Source organism: Pseudoalteromonas shioyasakiensis (assembly GCF_022398475.1).
Classification (GTDB): Bacteria; Pseudomonadota; Gammaproteobacteria; order Enterobacterales; family Alteromonadaceae; genus Pseudoalteromonas.
Genome location: NZ_JAKEVM010000089.1, coordinates 1 through 19,342, shown reverse-complemented (window position 1 = coordinate 19,342; position 19,342 = coordinate 1). Strand labels below are relative to the sequence as shown.

Here is a 19,342-nt window from a genome sequence, read left to right as displayed (position 1 = left end):
CTGAAACCTGAAACCTGAAACCTGAAACCTGAAACCTGAAACCTGAAACCTGAAACCTGAAACCTGAAACCTGAAACCTGAAACCTGAAACCTGAAACCTGAAACCTGAAACCTGAAACCTGAAACCTGAAACCTGAAACCTGAAACCTGAAACCTGAAACCTGAAACCTGAAACCTGAAACCTGAAACCTGAAATCTGAAATCTGAAATCTGAAATCTGATACCTGATACCCAATACCTATGTTATAATCCCCGCAATTTTTGACTTTCAGTAAGTAACAACGCAATGACACTTGATGATATTCGTATCGTATTAGTTAACACATCACATTCTGGTAATATTGGCTCAGCGGCACGTGCTATGAAAACGATGGGCTTATCAAATTTATATCTTGTTGATCCTGCTTGTGAAATTGACAGTCATGCGAGTGCGCTTGCGGCCGGTGCAACTGATGTTTTAGGTAAAACAGTGGTTGTTGATACACTGGCAGATGCGATTGCTGATTGTGGCTTAACAATTGGTACCAGCGCACGCTCACGTACTTTATCTTGGCCTATGGTTGAGCCGCGTGAATGTGGTGAAAAATTAGTGGCTGAGGCTGAACATGGCCCTGTTGCACTCGTGTTTGGTCGTGAAAATAGTGGTTTAACGAACGAAGAGCTACAACAATGTAACTACCACGTATGTATTCCTGCAAACCCTGAATACAGCTCACTAAATCTAGCAATGGCCGTGCAAACGCTATGTTATGAAACACGTATGGCATATTTAAATAAACAGCCAAAAGTACAAGAAGAAGACGAAGCAACCTACCCAAATGCGAAGCAAACAGAGCTGTTCTACGAGCACTTAGAGCAAACGCTAAACGACACAGGTTTTATCATCAAGCAACACCCTGGCATGGTGATGACTAAACTACGTCGCTTATTTAACCGCGCACGTCCAGAAGAAGCTGAGATGAACATCTTACGCGGTATTCTTACCTCTATTAATAAGTCTATTAAATAAGTTTAGGTTATAAGCTTTATTCATCATAATACTTGACTAAATTACTCAGGTAATTAAAATGTACTCAATACTTGACCAAAAAGGTCAGGTATTGATGCTGAGCTTATAGCTTATAGCTTATAGCTTATAGCTTATAGCTTATAGCTTATAGCTTATAGCTTATAGCTTATAGCTTATAGCTTATAGCTTATAGCTTATAGCTTATATAATACTTGACTATTTTGGTCTGGTAATTAAAATTTGCACACCTTAGCGTGCAGTAACATCGGGGGCTCCATGAAGTTAACATCAAAAGGCAGATACGCAGTAACCGCCATGTTGGATGTTGCACTACATACAAATGTGGGTGCAGTGCCTCTTGCCGATATTTCTGAACGCCAAGAGATTTCGTTATCTTACCTTGAACAACTATTCGCCCGTTTACGTAAAAACGGCCTTGTGACCTCTGTGCGTGGCCCAGGTGGCGGATATTTACTAGGTCGAGAAGCGAACGAAATTTCTGTCGGCGATGTGATTAACGCCGTTGATGAGTCTGTTGATGCAACACGTTGCCACAATGCAACGGGTGGCTGCCAAAGCGGCATGCGTTGTTTGACTCATACCTTATGGTCGGACTTAAGCGCACGTATCGAAGAGTTTTTAAATAGTATTACCCTTGCTGAATTGGTGGAAAAGTCAGATGTGAAAGAAGTCGCATCGCGCCAAGATAACAGCATCAACAATGCAATTAAGCAACTGGAAAACATTCAAGTAAGCTGTCAACTGTAGCTTGACGAAAGCGGAGAGAGAAATGAAGTTACCGATTTATTTAGATTACGCAGCAACCACGCCTGTTGATGAACGTGTGGCAAAAGAAATGATGCAATGCCTGACTATGGACGGTAATTTTGGTAACCCTGCATCACGCTCACACCGTTTTGGTTGGCAAGCAGAAGAAGCAGTTGATCAAGCACGTACAGATATTGCTGATCTGATCAACGCTGACCCGCGTGAAATTGTTTTCACTTCAGGTGCTACAGAATCAAACAACCTAGCAATTAAAGGTGCTGCGCAGTTCTATAAAAAGAAAGGCAAGCACGTTATCACTGTTAAAACAGAGCACAAAGCAGTGCTTGATACGTGTCGTGAACTAGAGCGTCAAGGTTTCGAAGTAACCTATATGGACGTTGAAGAAAACGGTTTACTTGACCTTAAAAAGCTTGAAGCTGCAATGCGTGACGACACAGTACTTGTGAGCGTAATGCACGTAAATAACGAGCTAGGTGTTATCCAAGATATCGCGACAATCGGCGAAATGTGCCGTGAGCGCAAAATTATGTTCCACGTAGATGCTGCACAAAGCGCAGGTAAAGTACTTATCGACGTGCAACAGTTAAAAGTAGATTTCATGTCGTTCTCTGGCCACAAAGTATATGGCCCGAAAGGTGTAGGCGCACTTTATGTTCGTCGTAAGCCTCGCGCACGTTTAGAAGCGCAAATGCACGGTGGTGGTCATGAGCGTGGTATGCGTTCAGGCACTCTAGCTACTCACCAATTAGTTGGTATGGGTGCGGCATTTAGAATCGCTAAAGAAGATTTCGAAAAAGACCATGCACACATCAGCGCACTTCGTAAGCGCCTGATCGATGGCATCATGGCTGATATGGACGAAGTTTACTTCAATGGTGAACCAAGTCACTCAGTTCCAGGTATTGTAAATATCAGCTTCAACTTTGTTGAAGGTGAGTCGTTATTAATGGCTGTTAAAGACATTGCTGTTTCATCAGGTTCAGCCTGTACCTCAGCAAGCTTAGAGCCTTCTTATGTACTACGTGCATTAGGCCGTAATGACGAGTTGGCACACAGCTCAATTCGTTTCAGCATTGGCCGCTTTACGACTGAAGAAGAGATTGATTACACCGTTGAACTAATCAAAAACTCGATCGGCCGTTTACGTGAGATGTCTCCTCTATGGGAAATGCATCAAGAAGGTATTGATTTAGATTCAGTTGAGTGGGCGCATCACTAATCAGTGATCGCCGCCGCTAGCAGGTAGTGAGGATAGTATTATGGCTTATAGTGATAAAGTAATCGATCATGTTGAAAATCCACGTAACGTGGGTGCTTTAGACAAAAATGATCCGTCAGTTGCAACAGGTATGGTGGGTGCACCAGCATGTGGTGACGTAATGAAATTGCAAATCAAAGTATCACCAGAAGGTGTAATTGAAGATGCAAAATTCAAAACATATGGTTGTGGTAGCGCAATCGCTTCTTCTTCACTTGTAACTGAGTGGGTAAAAGGCAAAACATTAGATGAAGCTGCAACAATCAAAAACACTGATATCAGTGCTGAGCTTGAATTACCGCCAGTGAAAATTCACTGTTCAATTTTAGCAGAAGACGCGATTCAAGCAGCAATTGCTGACTACAAAAGCAAACAAGCGAAGTAAGAGATAAATTCATGGCAGTGACATTGACAGATGCGGCAGCAAACCGCGTAGAATCATTTTTAGCAAATCGCGGCAAAGGCATTGGCCTACGCGTTGGCATTAAAACGACGGGCTGTTCAGGTCTTGCTTATGTTCTTGAATTTGTTGATGAGTTAGCAGACGGCGACGAAATTTTTGAAAGCCGTGGTGTGAAAGTGATCGTTGATGCTAAAAGCTTAGTCTACATTGATGGGACTGAGCTTGATTACACCAAAGAAGGTTTGAACGAAGGGTTTAAGTTTAACAACCCGAACCAAGCCGATGAGTGTGGTTGCGGCGAAAGCTTCACCGTTTAAGCTTATAAAACTTTCTTTGCTTGAAGCCCTGCCTATGTAGGGCTTTGTTCTTTCCTGTTTACCGAGTTGGATTATGTAATGCGTTACTTTGAGTTATTTGCAATTCCAGTAGATTACAACATTGATTTAGCGACTATTAATAAACACTACCTTGAGCTGCAACGTGCAGTTCACCCAGATCGCCACGCAAGCTCTAGCGGCCGTGATAAATTACTTGCTGTGCAAAATGCAGCAGAAATCAATGATGCATTACAAACCTTAAAACACCCGGTAAAACGTGCTGAGTACATGCTAAGCGAGCTTGGTGTTGATATTCGCGCCGAGCAACAAACATTACAAGACCCGCTATTCTTAATGCAGCAAATGGAGCTGCGTGAAGAATTAGAAGAACTTGAAAATGCCGCAGATCCTGATGCAGCAATTGCCCAGTTTGAAGCGCAAATTAAACAGCTCGATAAACAATACAGCAGTGAATTAGCCGCTCAGCTGGCAAGTAATGATGAGCAACAATGGCAAGCTGCCGCTGACAATATTCGTAAATTGAAGTTTGTTTATAAGCTACGCGATGAACTAGAGCGTATTGAAGACAGTTTATTTGATGATTAATCGTTAGTTGTTACACAACAGCTATTTAAGAGTTTAAAAAGAGCATTATGGCATTATTGCAAATTGCTGAGCCGGGGCAGAGCGCGGCACCACATGAGCACAAATTAGCAGTCGGTATTGACCTTGGTACGACTAACTCGTTAGTTGCAACAGTGCAAAGCGGCGAAGCGCGCACACTAACTGATTTAGCAGGCAACGCGATGCTACCATCGGTAGTGCAATACCAAGCAGATAGCATTGTGGTAGGTGAACGAGCGGCAGCAGCTGCTACTCAAGACCCTGCAAACACACTAATCTCGGTTAAGCGTTTTTTAGGTAAAACTCAGACTGAAATCGAAAAAAGCTATGGTCAACTGCCGTATGAATTTTGTGAGCATGATGGCTCATTAGCAATCAGCACGGTTGCGGGTGCAATTAGCCCTGTTACTGCATCGAGTGAAATTTTAAAAGCATTAAAATTACGTGCAGAAGACAGCTTTGCAGGCCAAGACATCTTAGGCGCGGTAATTACTGTGCCAGCTTATTTTGATGATGCTCAGCGTCAAAGCACTAAAGATGCCGCAGAGCTTGCAGGTATCAAGGTATTACGTTTATTAAACGAGCCAACGGCTGCGGCTGTTGCTTATGGCCTTGATTCAGGCCAAGAAGGCATTATCGCCGTGTACGATTTGGGTGGCGGTACCTTCGATATTTCTATTTTACGTTTACACCAAGGCGTATTCGAAGTACTTGCTACAGGCGGTGACTCAAGCCTTGGTGGTGACGATTTTGACTCGCTATTAGTTGATTACTTCAAAAAACAAACGGGTGTGAGCGAGCTTTCTGCATCGGTATTGCGTTTATTCATCAATAAAGCAAAAGCGTGTAAAGAAGCGCTGAGCCAATACCAAACTGTAAATGTTGGTTTAGAGTTTGATGGTCAAAGCCACAAGGTTGAAGTTACCCGCGAAACGTTTGATGAGCTAGCTCTTAGCCTTGTGAAGAAAACACTACGCTCTTGTCGCCGTGCTGTTAAAGATGCCGGTATCGAGAATGAAGAAGTACTGCAAGTTGTAATGGTTGGCGGCTCGACTCGTATGCCAATTGTACGCTCTCAAGTTGCTGCATTTTTTGATAAAGAGCCACTGACTTCTATCGACCCAGATCGCGTAGTTGCACTCGGTGCGGCATTACAAGCAGACGTACTGGTTGGTAATAAGCCAGATTCAGACATGTTGCTATTAGACGTATTACCACTGTCGCTAGGTCTTGAAACCATGGGTGGCTTGGTTGAGAAAATCATTCCACGTAACACTACGATCCCTGTTGCACGTGCACAAGAGTTTACTACTTTCAAAGATGGTCAAACGGCAATGTCACTGCATGTATTACAAGGTGAGCGTGAGCTAGTTGATGATTGTCGTTCGTTGGCTAAATTCAGCTTAAAAGGTATTCCGGCCATGGCAGCAGGTGCTGCGCACATTCGCGTAACCTTTAAAGTAGATGCTGATGGTCTATTAAGTGTATCGGCAATGGAAAAATCAACGGGTGTGCAAGCTGAAATTCAGGTCAAACCATCATTTGGTTTATCGGACGACCAAGTTGCAAACATGCTTAAAGAGTCAATGACTAACGCGAAAGACGACATGCAAGCGCGTATGCTTAAAGAGCAGCAAGTTGAAGCGTTACGTGTAGTTGAAGCGCTTGAAGCATCATTGGCAACCGACAGTGCATTACTTGATGAACAAGAATTAGGTGCGTTAAAAGCAGAAATTGCTAAACTTGTTGCCGTACGTGAAAGCGCAACAACACCTGCAGAAATTAAAGCAGCGATTGAAGCTGTAGACAATGCAAGTAGCGAATTTGCTGCTCGCAGAATGGATGCATCAATCAAAAAAGCGCTGCAAGGGCAGTCAGTAGACGAAGTTTAACGAGGTAAGGTATGCCACAAATTATTTTTCTTCCACACGAAGAGTTATGCCCAGAAGGCGCTGCTATTGAAGCTCCTGCAGGTGAAACGGTATTAGATGTAGCGCTAAAGAATGGTATTAGCATTCCACATGCATGTGAAAAATCATGTGCGTGTACAACATGCCACTTAGTCATCCGTGAAGGTTTTGACTCTTTAGATGAGAGCGATGAGCTAGAAGATGACATGCTAGATAAAGCATGGGGTCTTGAGCCTGAGTCACGCCTTGGTTGCCAAGCGGTGATCAAAGATGAAGATTTAGTGGTTGAAATTCCAAAGTATAATCTCAATATCGTTAATGAAGAGCATTAATTTTTAACGGCTTTGATTTCGTAAAAACCGCTGTAGTTGCTTGGTCTCTACAGCGGTTTTTTGTTTTTTAGAGCTGTCAGCTTTCAGCCGTCAGTTTTTAGCAGAACGAGAGGGTGGTTCAGTTATTAGTGTTTTTGAACAGCAATAGCTTTACATTTATTTCCCGATTTTCTTAAGCTTTTGATAGCTGATAGCTGATAGCTGATAGCTGATAGCTGATAGCTGATAGCTGATAGCTGATAGCTGATAGCTGATAGCTGATAGCTGATAGCTGATAGCTGATAGCTGATAGCTGATAGCTGATAGCTGATAGCTGATAGCTGATAGCTGATAGCTGATAGCTGATAGCTTTTACTTGGAGGTTCTATGTCTGATTTGGTTTTTTCTGATTCGTTTATCGACGGTGACTTTTACTCTACGAGCCAGCGTTTTAGTGTAGATAACCCCGCAACTGGACAAGCAATTACGCAGGTCTCTAATATTGATGAGGCTGGCGTTGAGCAAGCAATAAAAAGTGCTGACGAGGCATTTAGCAAATTAAAGCAAACAACCGCAACCGAGCGTAGTGAAACGTTACGCCGTTGGTACGACTTAGTCATTGAGCACAAGCAACAGCTCGCTGAACTAATGACCAAAGAGCAGGGTAAGCCTTTAAAAGAAGCCCTGGGCGAAGTTGAATACGGTGCTGGCTTTATTAAGTGGTTTAGCGAAGAAGCAAAGCGCAGTTATGGCGACACGATCCCTGCTACCGACAGCAAGCATCGTTTGACAACGATAAAACAGCCAATCGGTGTGGTGGCTGGTATTACACCTTGGAATTTCCCGATTGCGATGATCACCCGTAAAGTGGCACCCGCTTATGCCGCGGGTTGTAGTTTTGTGATTAAACCTTCGGAGCATACGCCATTATGCGCTATTGCCTTAGCCTACCTTGCTGATAAAGCAGGGTTTGTAAAAGGTGCGCTGAACGTAGTGGTCTCTGAAAACGCCAAAATGGTGGGTGAGATCATGACCGAGTCGGAGCGAGTGCGTAAGTTCACATTCACAGGCTCAACCGGTGTAGGTAAGCAGTTACTATCGCAGTGCGCTTCAACAATTAAACAAACATCGATGGAACTTGGTGGCAATGCACCGTTCATTATTTTCGATAATGCCGATTTAGATGAGGCGGTTGCTGGCCTTATGGGGGCTAAATTTAGAAACGCAGGACAAACCTGTGTTGCCGCTAACCGAATTTTTGTTCAGCGCTCAGTGCTTGAAACGGTGCTCGAAAAACTCACAGACAAAGTAGCTGAGTTAAAGGTAGGTAATGGTCTTGATGACGGGGTAGATATTGGCCCATTAATTTACCCTAAGGCAAAAGAGAAAGTTCAAACGCTTGTGCAAGATGCGGTTGATAAAGGGGCGTCGTTAATCGGTGACAACAGCGAGCTTGAAGGTAGCTTTCAAGCGCCATTAATTTTAACCGATGTAACCCCAGAGATGGATATCTATCATGATGAAGTGTTTGGCCCTGTAGTCAGCATCATCGCTTTTGATGATGAACAAGAAGTTCTTCAGCTTGCGAACGACGTACCTTATGGTTTAGCTGCGTATTTTTATAGTGAAAACATCAAGCAAGTTTATCGCGTAAGCGAAGCACTCGAATACGGCATGATTGGTATTAACGAAGGTCTTATTTCAAATCCCGTAGCGCCATTTGGCGGCGTTAAACAGTCTGGCTTAGGCCGAGAAGGCGGCCACCAAGGGTTAGATGAGTATCTAGAAGAGAAATATCTTTGTGTTAAGGTTTGAGCTATAAGCGATAAGCGATAAGCGATAAGCTATAAGCTATAAGCTATAAGCTATAAGCTATAAGCTATAAGCTATAAGCTATAAGCTATAAGCTATAAGCTATAAGTGCGCGCGAAATAAATTTCACGCCTACAATACTTTGCACCTCGTAGGAACGGCTTTAGCCGTGAATAGGTCAGATCTATTCGGCGTTAAAACGCCTCCTACCATGTAGGCGTCACGCTTGCTTGGCGGGTTTTACATTCAACACCTTGACGGCAAATCCAAAGCATAGCGCGAAATAAATTTCACGCCTACAATACTTTGCACCTCGTAGGAACGGCTTTAGCCGTGAATAGGTCAGATCTATTCGGCGTTAAAACGCCTCCTACCATGTAGGCGTCACGCTTGCTTGGCGCGTCTAACATTCAACACCCCTTCGATGGACTAACGCCTTACCAACAAACAACACAATTCGGCTTCAAACTTACAGTTTGCGGCTTAAAGCTTCTAACTCCTCACCTTTTATTTTCACAAAATGATAGCGCTGTCATTTTAGTTTTTATATGATAGGAACGAATTATTAACAAAAATGAAAAATAGTACGCAGAAATACCGTACACTCAGGGCTTAAACGAGGAGAAAGTAATGGATTTTAAGAAGTCACTATTCGCGGTAATGCTAGCGACTGCGCCTTTAATGGCAAGTGCAGCATTAACTCAATCGCAAGTTGATCAGTTTGCGAAAGGTACCGAACTGCTGTTTTCGGTAGAAGATAACTTTCGTAATAAAGATGCGGGCTTTTTAGGAAAAATTACCCTCAATAATGGCTCTGATGTGGCGTTACCTGCAGGCGAGAGCGACTGGCAGCTTTATATTCACTCCGTTCGTAAAATCTCAACCGAGCATGTCGCTGGCCTAAACATTGAACACGTTAATGGTGACTTACACCGCATCGTACCAACGAGCTCGTTTAAAGGTTTAGCAGCAGGTGAAAGCTTAGAGCTGCCGTACGATGCGCAAGTGTGGATTGTTGCTTATAGTGACTTTATGCCACGGGCATTTTTTGTTTCAGGTAAGAATAAACCCGCCGTATTTGCCAATACCGACACTGAAGACTTTAAACAGTTTGTTACGCCATTTACCCGCGAAAATCAGTTACGCCGTTACAATGAGCCAAAAGATTTATCGGTTTTAGCAACGGCAAAAGTACGTTTCGAGCGTAATAGCGCTGACAAGGTGTCGATCAGTAAAGACGATGCTTTAAAGCGTATTATTCCTAAGCCTCGTAAAGTCGATTTTAATCGTGGTAGTGCAACGTTAAACAATAATTGGCAAATCAGTTATCAAGGCCAGCTTAAGCAAGAAGTTATGGTGTTTATGCAAGACTTACAAGATGACTATGGCATTAGCCTTAAAGCACAGCCTGATCATATCGATGTCGGCAAAGATAAAGTAATACGCTTAAAAGTCGACCCTAAACTCAATAATGCAAAACCAGAAAGCTACACTCTAGAGGTTGATGACGAAGTGATCACCATAGTAGGTAGCGATAATGCTGGTGTGTTTTATGCGATGCAAAGCTTATTGAACCTCATTCCAGCAAATAGCCAAGGCAGTGCCAGTTTACCGCAGTTAGAACTTGAAGACTCGCCGCGTTATGGTTGGCGTGGTATGCATTACGATAATGGTCGTAACTATCATGGCAAAGAAGCCATGTTCAAGCTGGTTGAGCAAATGGCTCGCTATAAAATGAATAAGCTACACTGGCACTTTTCAGAAGATGAAGGCTGGCGACTTGAGATCCCAGGGTTACCAGAGCTCACAGACGTTGGCGGCAATCGCTGCTTTGATTTAGAAGAGCGCGAGTGTTTATTAACTCAGCTTGGCACAGGGCCATTTAAATCAGGCTCTGGCAACGGTTATTTGAAACGTGATGAGTTTGTTGAGCTATTAAAGTTTGCGAAAGACCGCCATATTCAAATCATCCTTGAAGTTGAAGGCCCTGGCCATGCGCGTGCCTCAATCAAAGCGATGGAAGCGCGTTATCACAACATGTTAGAAGAAGCTAAGAAAGCCGCTAAAAACAACATTAAAACGCGCTCTGCAAACAAAGAAATTCAACACATAGATATGGGGCCGGCAACGCAATACTTGCTTACTGATCCAAAAGATACCTCTGTGTACATGACGGTACAAAACTACAAAGATAACTCAATGAATGTGTGTATGGACTCTACCTACGCATTTTTAGATAAAGTAACTTATGAACTTCAGCAGATGTACCGCGAAGCAGGTGTGCAGTTAAAGAACCTGCATATTGGTGGTGATGAAGTCGGTGCTGGTTCGTGGATAGGCTCGCCAATCTGTCAGGCGTTATTTGCTGATCCTAATAACGGTGTAGCTGGCCCGGCTGATTTAAAACCTTATTTCACACAACGTGTTGCAACCTTACTTGAAAAACGCGGTATTTCTCCGGGGATTTGGGAAGATGGCATCATGTACGACCGTGAAAACTCGTTTAAACGTGATGAGTTCCCTAACAAAACCTTTACCGTTAATACTTGGGATAACATTTGGGAATGGGGCGTTGCCGATAGAGCATACCGCCTAGCAAATGCTGGTTATCAAGTGGTGTTATCACACGGTACGCATTTGTACTTTGACCACCCATACGAAGCAAGTCCTGAAGAGCGTGGTTATTACTGGGCCACTCGTTACACAGATACTAAAAAAGCCTTTAATTACATGCCTGATGACGTGTATGCCAATGCTGATTACACCCGCACCCGTGAGCCAATCGTTAATTTAGAAGCGTTGGTGGGTCGCCCGTTACCTAAACTTGAAAAGCCAGAGAATATTTTGGGTATGCAAGGTCAGGTATGGTCAGAAACAATCCGTACTGAAGAGCAAGTATTAGCCATGATCTTCCCGCGTATTCTGTCAGTGGCAGAGCGCGCATGGCATAAAGCCGATTGGGAAGGCGAAAACGTCGATAGTAAAAAACAAGCAAAAGACTGGGCTGAGTTCTCAAGTGCAGTCGGTTTAAAAGAGCTTGATAAGTTAGCCAAAGATGGCATTGATCTGCATTTACCGGTACCAGGCGGTGTGATTGAAAATGGTAAGTTGTATGCCAACAGCGCATTTGCTTATTTGAGCATTGAATACAGCCTAGACAACGGCCAAAGCTGGCAAACTTACGTTGGGCCTGTGAAGGTTGATAACAATGCAAAGGTTGCTTTACGCACCCGCTTAAACGCAAAACAAACCAGCCGCGTGACCGTTGTTGGTGAGTAATGTTTTTGCGATGAATAAATGTGACGCCTACAGCAAAGTGTAGGCGTCATTTTTGCTTGCGCGTCTGACTAAAATCTGGCGGCCTAAAAACTTCGCGCGAAATAAATTTCACGTCTACAATACCTCGCATCCCGCATCCCGCATCCCGCATCCCGCATCCCGCATCCCGCATCTCGCATCTCGCACCTCGTAGGCGTCACGCTTGCTTGGCGCGTCTTACATTCAACACCGTTCGCTCAAAACTGAAAGCTGACGGCTAATCTTAAAATATCGCGCGAAATAAATTTCACGCCTACAACACCCCGCATCTCGCACCTCGCATATCGCATCTCGCATCTCGTATCTCGCATCTCGCATCTCGCATCTCGCATCTCGTATCTCGTATCTCGTATCTCGTATCTCGTATCTCGTATCTCGTATCTCGTATCTCGTAGGCGTCACGCTTGCTTGGCGCGTCTTACATTCAACACTGTTCGGCTCAAAACTGACAGCTGAAAGCTGACGGCTCCTAGAAACCACTTAAAAGAAATATGTCAGCGCTGTCATTTTTGTTGCGATAGTGTTATAAATATTTAATATCTCTTTTATATAATCATCTGAATGAGCAGCGCTGAAGAGTCGAACTGTGCTGTTATAGGAAATGTTATGTCTGAAACGAATAAACAAAGCAGTGTTGTGCCCATGGCGATTGTTGCCACGCTGTTTTTTATACTGGGTTTTGCTACGTGGTTGAATGGTTCACTGATGCCATTTTTACAGCAAATTTTGCAGCTTTCACCTTTTCAGGCATCGCTGATTATTTTCTCGTTTTATATCGCCGTGACTTTTACGGCTCTACCTTCGGCGATGATCATCAGAAAGGTAGGTTATAAAAACGGTATGGCGCTGGGTATGGCGACCATGATGGTGGCAGGTCTACTGTTTATTCCTGCTGCAAAAACGCAAATTTTTGCACTGTTTTTATTCGCGCAGCTTGTTATGGGGGCTGGGCAAACGTTATTACAAACAGCGGTTAACCCATACGTAGTAAGAATTGGCCCCGAAGAATCAGCTGCGGCTCGCGTTAGTATTATGGGTATATTAAATAAAGGTGCGGGTGTTGTAGCACCGATTGTATTTACTGCTCTGATACTCAGCGATTTTAAAGGCTTTGTAGGTAAAGAGCTCAGCCAAACTGATATTGACGCAATGGCCAATGGCTTAATTTTACCGTATTTAGGGATGGCTATTTTTATTGGTATACTCGGCTTTGCGGTGACTAAAATGCCATTACCCGAGTTAATTGATGACGATGTTGATGAACAAAAACCAGGGCAGGTAAAAGAAGCGCTGAGCCATCCGAGTCTTGCCTTAGGGATTGTGGCACTTTTTGTTTATGTGGCAGTTGAAGTAATTGCTGGTGATACCATTGGCAGTTTTGCGTTGTCGTTAGGTGTTGAAAAATACAGTGTTATGACATCATACACCATGGGCTGCATGGTGCTAGGTTACTTTTTAGGGATTTTACTTATCCCAAGAGTGTTATCGCAGCAAACAGCACTGACAATTTCAGCGGTATTGGGTTGCGTGTTAACTCTAGCGATAGTTACAGGTAGCAATGAAACTGTATTTATATCAACATTATTTGGCCTAAAATCGGTACTACCTGATACCTTATTGCTCATTGCTGTGCTAGGCTTTGCTAATGCCATTGTATGGCCGGCAGTTTGGCCGTTAGCGTTATCTGGTTTAGGCAAGCTAACTAGTGTAGGCTCTGGTCTGCTCGTTATGGGTATTGCCGGTGGAGCGTTTGGTCCATTATTTTGGGGCTTAGCAAGTGGCGGCGTAAAAAGCGCAGAAGCACAACAAATGGCTTATATTGTGATGTTGCCTTGTTATTTATTCATACTTTTCTATGCTGTTAAAGGCCACAAGATGAAAAGTTGGAAGTAATTATGAGTTTGAGGTTGGGTGAAAAGCGCACCACCTTGAACTTTGAAAAGCATTTCTAGTAAATAGAAATAATCCCGTGTGTAATGCCACCGAAAGGTGGCATTTTTTTGTTTGGGGTTTGAAAAAATAAGGCGCTAGGTACTAGGGGGCTAGGTGCTAGGTTTTCGCGCGAAATAAATTTCACGCCTACAATATTTCGCATCTCGTAGGAAGGGCTTTAGCCGTGAATTATCCTTAAAGACTTCGGCACTAAAGTACCTCCTACATCGTAGGCGTCACGCTTGCTTGGCGCGCCTCAAACACGGCACTGCTGCTAACATTTCGCGCGAAATAAATTTCACGCCTACAATATCTCGCACCTCGCACCTCGCACCTCGCACCTCGCATCTCTTGTCTCGTAGGAAGGGCTTTAGCCGTGAATTACCCTTAAAGACTTCGCCACTATAGTACCTCCTACATCGTAGGCGTCACGCTTGCTTGGCGCGCCTCAAACACGGCACTGCTGTTAATATTTCGCGCGAAATAAATTTCACGCCTACATTCCCCTGCATCTCGCATCTCGCATCTCGTAGGCGTCACGCTTGCTTGGCGCGTCTTACATTCAACACCCATCTGAAGGCGGAATGTATTGCGATCAAACAACACAGTTCGGCTCAAAACTGACAGCTGACGGCTTTTTGAATTGAAAACAGGTGTTAAAGATAAATCTTGGAATTTAAAATAGAAAAACTTTTAGAAAAATATATAGATTTACAAAGGGGGAGAAGTGGGGCGACTGATGGGGCTTGAACCCACGACAACCGGAATCACAATCCGGGGCTCTACCAACTGAGCTACAGCCGCCACTGAGATACACCTCGTTTGGTGTGGCGCGCATATTACATAATTAAGGTTGGCTTGTGAAGCCCTAAATTGAAAAAAGTAGAAAAAACTTATTTACCTCAGAAAATTCAGAAAACCATCGCTGGTCAGCTCGCGTTCAGTTTCGCAGATTAGACTTGCGGTTTTTGTAATTGAGCAAATACTCATTTCGTAGTTTTACGCGTAATTTAATGATTTTTTAACCAAAGATCATATATAATTTGTACAGCGTTATGCTAAAAATGAACTTCAGGAGAGAACATGGATACAATAATGAACTGGATCAACGAGAATTCAGGTTTAATCATACATTACGCCGTTCAGGCGGTTCTAGCGCTAATCATTTTCTTCATCGGTGGTCGCATCGCTAAATTCTGCGAAGGCTTAACTGAAAAAGCATTTGATAAAAAGAAAGTCGATAAAGCTGTAGGTTCATTTGTTGCTAGTATTGTCTATGCAATTGTATTTGCTGCAACAATCTTAATGGCACTATCTCAATTAGGTATTGAAACTACTTCATTCATTGCTATTTTAGGTGCGGCTGGTTTAGCAGTGGGTTTAGCATTACAAGGTTCATTATCTAACTTTGCATCAGGTGTTTTAATTATCTTACTTCGTCCTTTCAAATCAGGTGACTATGTAGAAGCAGGTGGTAAAGCGGGTACAGTTAAGAAAATCGAAATTTTCTCTACAGAATTACGTACACCAGACAACAAAGTAATTATCATGCCTAACTCATCAATTATGGGCAGCCCAATTACAAATTTCTCTCGTGAATCAACTCGTCGTATCGATTTAGTAATCGGTGTTGGTTACGATGCAGATCTTAAAGAAGCAAAAGCAGTTCTTAAATCAGTTTTAGATAAAGAAGAGCGCTTACTAAAAGACCCAGCATATACAGTAGCTGTATCTGAGCTTGCAGATTCAAGCGTAAACTTTGTAGTTCGCCCTTGGGTTAACTCTGCTGATTATTGGCCAACGTATTTCGATTTAATGGAAAACATTAAGATCGCATTAGACGATGCCAACATCACAATCCCATTCCCGCAAATGGATGTTCATTTGCACAAAGAAGACTAATTAAGTCTAACGTACAAGTAGTAAAGGTTATTTTTTAATGAAATTAAAAGCATTATCAATTCTAGTTGCAGCAAGCGCTGCAACTAGCGCATTCGCAGCAGATGAAACCAAAACTTGGGATGTAACCAGTGAACTAGGTGCCATTATTACAAGTGGTAACACTGAAACAACAACTCTAAAAGGTGGTGTTAAGGTTTTACATAACTTAGAAAACTGGAATAACGAGTACAAGTTAGACGGCATCTACAAAGAAGATGAGATCGAAAACGATCAAGGTGTTAAAGAAACACAGCGTACTAACGAAAAGTACTCAATCTCAGCACAAGGTAACTATAAGTTAAACGAAAAGCATTCACACTTATTCATCTACGGCTCGCACGTATCTGATTACTTTGGTGCATACCGTAACGAATCAGTTATCTCAGCAGGTTACGGTTTACGCCTAATCGACCGTTCTGACATGTGGCTAAACGCTGAAATCGGTCCGGGTTATAAGTACTTCCAATATCCTGATGACAGCACAGAAGTTGATGACAACGGTAATTCACTTGCAGGTGAGCGTGAGGGTGAAGCAATCGCCTTAGGTAAAGTTGATTACAATTGGCAAATTTCAGATAGCGCACGTTTTACTCAGTTAGTATCAGTTGAATATGGTGATACCAACACTAAAACACGCTCAGAGTCTGCAATACTCGCTAAGATCAATGGCTCACTACAAATGAAAGTAGCTTACAACATCACTCACAACTCAGATGTTGCTGATGATAAAGAAAACACAGATACAGAAACGTCACTAACGCTAGTTTACAGTTTTTAACTAAATAAATCGTTTTGTTGACAATTTAATGACAAAAAGGGACGAAAGTCCCTTTTTTATTTCCCTGTATTTCAGGTAGAATAGACAATCTTTTTGACTGTAGAACTATGGATATCCCTACTTGTGATGTTATTTAAAAGACTCTTCATTACTTTTTTGCTGTTAACTTCCGCATCAGTATTGGCTTTTACTCCTACAGCCGCACAAATCGAACAATTTAAAAAGCTTCCTAGAGCGCAGCAAGAGGCACTAGCAAGGCAGTATGGTGTAGATTTATCGACGATTACAGGTAAGAAATCTTCAACCGACCAAATTGAACAAGAATCAACAATACAACCTCGTTTAGAACAAGAAAAAGAACAATTAACAGATGAAGAGCGCTTTGCTCCAAAAGTTGATGAAGTAAAGCCTTTTGGTTATGACTTGTTTGCTGGTGAGCCAACATCATTTATGCCAAGTGAAAATGCCGCCGTTCCTGATACCTACTTAATTGGTCGTGGCGATACACTTAACATCAACTTTTACGGTAAAGAAAGCGAGAGCTATGAAGTTGTTGTTGACCGCGAAGGGCGTATCAGCATTCCAAACTTAAGTCCTGTTCAAGTGGCGGGTCTGACTTTTGCAGAAGTCAAAGAGTTAATCAAAGCAAAAGTTGAACAAGAAGTAATTGGTATTAAAGCATTTGTTTCAGTAGGTAAACTTCGTAGCATTCGTGTGCTAGTGCTTGGTGAAGCGTACAAACCGGGTAGTTATTCTGTTTCATCACTGACTACCGTATCGCATGCACTATTTGTTAGTGGTGGGGTATCTGATATTGCTTCACTACGTAATATTCAAGTTAAACGTGCGGGTAAGGTTGTTGCAAACTTTGACTTGTATGATCTATTAATCAACGGTGATAGCAGCAACGATATTATTTTAAAGCCTGGCGATGTGGTGTTTATCCCATCAGTTGGCTCACAAGTCGCTGTTGAAGGCTTAGTAAAGCGCCCTGCTATTTTTGAGCTAAAAAAAGGTGAAACAGCAGCACAGTTATTAAAAATGGCGGGTGGTTTAAAGCCGCAAGCTTACGCTAAAAAAGCAATTGTTGAACGCTTCAATAACAATAATATGAAAGAAGTGTTATCAGTAGACTTTAGCGGTAATCAAATTAATTATACTCCTCGTGATGGCGATCGTATTCGTTTTAATCCTGTAAGCTTTCAATATCAAAACAGTATTAGCTTAATTGGTGCTGTTGCACGTCCGGGTCATTATCAGTGGCATCAAGGAAAACACATCTCAGACGTTCTAACTTCGGTGCGTGGTGACTTGCTGCCCCAGGCTGATTTAGGTTACGGATTACTTGTTCGTGAAGTTAATGTAGCAGGTGATATTCAAGTTTTTCAATTTGATATAGCACAAGCGATTGTTAAGGCTGCAGAGCATGATTTAGAGTTAAAAGCTAACGATAAGCTTTTTGTATTTAGCCGCTACCAGGAAAAACAAGCTGAAGAAACTGCACTTGCAAATATGGCGCTTACAGAAGCGCAGCAAGAGCAGCAGTATAAAGTAAAACAATGGCATCAATACCAGCAAAGAGAGTTTGAAAAATACATCGGTGTTACAGGCTCATCAGCAGGACCAAAGTCAAAAGAAGACAGAACTAAATCGATTGCAGATATCGCCAAGCACAATTTAACTGACGATGAAGAGCTACTTGAGACAAAAGATTATGCTGTTTTCAGTCGCTTTAACCTATTAAAGCCAATTATTTCTAAACTAAAGCAGCAAGCTACAGTCACTATGGCAATGCAGCTTGTAGAAATAAATGGCCATGTAACTTACCCAGGTGTTTATCCTCTTACAGTTAATGGCGAAGTAAACGATTTGATAGCCGCCGCCGGTGGTTTACTTGAGTCTGCTTATACTGAGCAAGCTGAAATAACCCGTGTAATGGATGGCGACGCATCAAAAGTTAAACATATAAAATTTAACCTGCAAGCTGCCATGTTAGGTAGTAATGGTGAAAATATCGCATTACGTAGTAAAGATAGTATTAATATCTTCTCTATTCCTAATTGGCAAGAAAACGTAAAGGTAGAGCTTAAAGGCGAAGTGAAATTCCCTGGTGTTTACACGATTCGTCGCGGTGAAACATTAAGCAACTTACTAGAACGTGCTGGCGGTTTTTCTGAATTTGCCGCGCCAAATGCTGCTATTTTCACTCGTGAAGCTATTCGCAAACAAGAGCAACAGCAATTAGCAAAACTTTCGGAGGATTTACGCCGTGATATTGCATCAAAAAGCTTTGAGAATTCTGTAAGCAGTAACAGCCTTTCATATGATGAAATGAACAAGTTATTGAACGATCTCGCGAGTGTAGAAGCCGTTGGTCGTTTAGTCATTGATTTACCACTGATTGTAGAAGATAAACAAAGGCTTGTTCTGCAAAATGGTGATGCGCTTTATGTACCAAGCAAACGTGATTCAGTCAGTGTAATTGGTGAGGTTAACTACGCAACCTCACACTTATTCCAGCAAGGTATTACGGTAGACGATTACATTGATCTTAGTGGCGGCTTAAAAGAGCGCGCAGCAGATGAACGAATCTATATCATCAAAGCTAACGGCTCAGTGAAAATCCCAAGTACAGGCAGCTGGTTTGCAGTTAATGACACAAACACGCTTGAAGCCGGCGATACCATCGTAGTGCCAATGAACTCAGATTACATGGACAACCTAACTCTGTGGAGCACTGCGACACAGATTGTTTATCAGTTAGGCGTAGCAGTTGCTGCTATTAGTAGTATTTAACTCTCAAAGTGTTACGGAAAATCATGGAAACACAGTCAAAAACTTTAAAAAATCAATTCACTGAAAATGAATTATCCTTGCGCGAGATAGTAAATGTTATTTGGCTTGGTAAGTATAAGTTACTAATTATATTGGTTATTAGTT

The 19,342-nt window shown here is 42.5% G+C and carries 14 protein-coding genes and 1 tRNA gene; 14 read left to right on the top strand and 1 reads right to left on the bottom strand.

Annotation, left to right across the window (positions count from 1 at the left end):
- Nucleotides 1-286: 286 nt before the first annotated feature.
- The 11 genes from trmJ to nagP all read left to right on the top strand — a co-directional run bounded on the left by trmJ (nt 287) and on the right by nagP (nt 13,644).
- Nucleotides 287-1,009 (top strand): tRNA (cytosine(32)/uridine(32)-2'-O)-methyltransferase TrmJ, encoded by a 723-nt coding sequence (gene trmJ / locus L1D51_RS14615; protein WP_054563546.1) that lies wholly within the window; start codon nt 287-289, stop codon nt 1,007-1,009.
- 276 nt (nt 1,010-1,285) lie between these two features.
- Complete coding sequence (iscR, locus tag L1D51_RS14610) at nt 1,286-1,777, top strand: Fe-S cluster assembly transcriptional regulator IscR (RefSeq protein ID WP_054552499.1); 492 nt, start codon at nt 1,286-1,288, stop codon at nt 1,775-1,777.
- Nucleotides 1,778-1,799: 22 nt separating this feature from the next.
- Nucleotides 1,800-3,017 carry an IscS subfamily cysteine desulfurase gene (locus L1D51_RS14605; protein ID WP_054552500.1) on the top strand — a complete coding sequence of 406 codons (1,218 nt, stop codon included), beginning with the start codon at nt 1,800-1,802 and terminating at the stop codon, nt 3,015-3,017.
- 40 nt (nt 3,018-3,057) lie between these two features.
- Nucleotides 3,058-3,441, top strand: a complete 384-nt coding sequence (iscU, locus tag L1D51_RS14600; RefSeq protein ID WP_054552501.1) for a Fe-S cluster assembly scaffold IscU — start codon at nt 3,058-3,060, stop codon at nt 3,439-3,441.
- A gap of 11 nt (nt 3,442-3,452) precedes the next feature.
- Nucleotides 3,453-3,776 carry an iron-sulfur cluster assembly protein IscA gene (gene iscA / locus L1D51_RS14595; protein ID WP_054552502.1) on the top strand — a complete coding sequence of 108 codons (324 nt, stop codon included), beginning with the start codon at nt 3,453-3,455 and terminating at the stop codon, nt 3,774-3,776.
- Nucleotides 3,777-3,854: 78 nt separating this feature from the next.
- On the top strand, nt 3,855-4,382 hold the full coding sequence (gene hscB, locus L1D51_RS14590) for a co-chaperone HscB (protein WP_239963985.1): 528 nt from the start codon (nt 3,855-3,857) through the stop codon (nt 4,380-4,382).
- A 47-nt stretch (nt 4,383-4,429) separates the two neighbouring features.
- On the top strand, nt 4,430-6,292 hold the full coding sequence (gene hscA, locus L1D51_RS14585) for a Fe-S protein assembly chaperone HscA (protein ID WP_055020911.1): 1,863 nt from the start codon (nt 4,430-4,432) through the stop codon (nt 6,290-6,292).
- Nucleotides 6,293-6,303: 11 nt separating this feature from the next.
- Nucleotides 6,304-6,642: an ISC system 2Fe-2S type ferredoxin gene (fdx, locus tag L1D51_RS14580; protein ID WP_054563549.1), complete on the top strand. Its 339-nt coding sequence runs from the start codon at nt 6,304-6,306 to the stop codon at nt 6,640-6,642.
- A gap of 366 nt (nt 6,643-7,008) precedes the next feature.
- Entirely contained in the window at nt 7,009-8,436 is a 1,428-nt protein-coding gene (locus L1D51_RS14575) for an NAD-dependent succinate-semialdehyde dehydrogenase (RefSeq protein WP_239963984.1), read from the top strand.
- 627 nt (nt 8,437-9,063) lie between these two features.
- A complete protein-coding gene (locus L1D51_RS14570) occupies nt 9,064-11,712 on the top strand; it encodes a family 20 glycosylhydrolase (RefSeq protein WP_239963983.1) in 2,649 nt (882 codons plus the stop codon).
- 645 nt (nt 11,713-12,357) lie between these two features.
- A complete protein-coding gene (nagP, locus tag L1D51_RS14565) occupies nt 12,358-13,644 on the top strand; it encodes an N-acetylglucosamine MFS transporter NagP (protein WP_239963982.1) in 1,287 nt (428 codons plus the stop codon).
- Between the two features lie 767 nt (nt 13,645-14,411).
- Here the strand turns inward: nagP and L1D51_RS14560 are convergent.
- A tRNA-His gene (locus L1D51_RS14560) sits at nt 14,412-14,487 on the bottom strand.
- A 279-nt stretch (nt 14,488-14,766) separates the two neighbouring features.
- Between L1D51_RS14560 and L1D51_RS14555 the strand changes: the two genes are divergently transcribed.
- The 3 genes from L1D51_RS14555 to L1D51_RS14545 all read left to right on the top strand — a co-directional run bounded on the left by L1D51_RS14555 (nt 14,767) and on the right by L1D51_RS14545 (nt 19,198).
- Complete coding sequence (locus L1D51_RS14555; protein ID WP_054563554.1) at nt 14,767-15,585, top strand: mechanosensitive ion channel family protein; 819 nt, start codon at nt 14,767-14,769, stop codon at nt 15,583-15,585.
- Nucleotides 15,586-15,622: 37 nt separating this feature from the next.
- Complete coding sequence (locus tag L1D51_RS14550) at nt 15,623-16,402, top strand: DUF481 domain-containing protein (protein WP_062566061.1); 780 nt, start codon at nt 15,623-15,625, stop codon at nt 16,400-16,402.
- A gap of 126 nt (nt 16,403-16,528) precedes the next feature.
- Entirely contained in the window at nt 16,529-19,198 is a 2,670-nt protein-coding gene (locus L1D51_RS14545) for an SLBB domain-containing protein (protein ID WP_239963986.1), read from the top strand.
- Nucleotides 19,199-19,342: the final 144 nt, after the last annotated feature.

What these genes read in the sequence shown, in the direction of transcription:
- L1D51_RS14550 (WP_062566061.1), top strand. Translation starts at nt 15,623, where the DNA reads ATGAAATTAAAAGCATTATCAATTCTAGTTGCAGCAAGCGCTGCAACT.
- iscR (WP_054552499.1), top strand. Translation starts at nt 1,286, where the DNA reads ATGAAGTTAACATCAAAAGGCAGATACGCAGTAACCGCCATGTTGGAT.
- hscB (WP_239963985.1), top strand. Translation starts at nt 3,855, where the DNA reads ATGCGTTACTTTGAGTTATTTGCAATTCCAGTAGATTACAACATTGAT.
- fdx (WP_054563549.1), top strand. Translation starts at nt 6,304, where the DNA reads ATGCCACAAATTATTTTTCTTCCACACGAAGAGTTATGCCCAGAAGGC.
- L1D51_RS14555 (WP_054563554.1), top strand. Translation starts at nt 14,767, where the DNA reads ATGGATACAATAATGAACTGGATCAACGAGAATTCAGGTTTAATCATA.
- L1D51_RS14570 (WP_239963983.1), top strand. Translation starts at nt 9,064, where the DNA reads ATGGATTTTAAGAAGTCACTATTCGCGGTAATGCTAGCGACTGCGCCT.
- iscA (WP_054552502.1), top strand. Translation starts at nt 3,453, where the DNA reads ATGGCAGTGACATTGACAGATGCGGCAGCAAACCGCGTAGAATCATTT.
- L1D51_RS14575 (WP_239963984.1), top strand. Translation starts at nt 7,009, where the DNA reads ATGTCTGATTTGGTTTTTTCTGATTCGTTTATCGACGGTGACTTTTAC.
- nagP (WP_239963982.1), top strand. Translation starts at nt 12,358, where the DNA reads ATGTCTGAAACGAATAAACAAAGCAGTGTTGTGCCCATGGCGATTGTT.
- iscU (WP_054552501.1), top strand. Translation starts at nt 3,058, where the DNA reads ATGGCTTATAGTGATAAAGTAATCGATCATGTTGAAAATCCACGTAAC.
- L1D51_RS14605 (WP_054552500.1), top strand. Translation starts at nt 1,800, where the DNA reads ATGAAGTTACCGATTTATTTAGATTACGCAGCAACCACGCCTGTTGAT.
- hscA (WP_055020911.1), top strand. Translation starts at nt 4,430, where the DNA reads ATGGCATTATTGCAAATTGCTGAGCCGGGGCAGAGCGCGGCACCACAT.
- L1D51_RS14545 (WP_239963986.1), top strand. Translation starts at nt 16,529, where the DNA reads ATGTTATTTAAAAGACTCTTCATTACTTTTTTGCTGTTAACTTCCGCA.
- trmJ (WP_054563546.1), top strand. Translation starts at nt 287, where the DNA reads ATGACACTTGATGATATTCGTATCGTATTAGTTAACACATCACATTCT.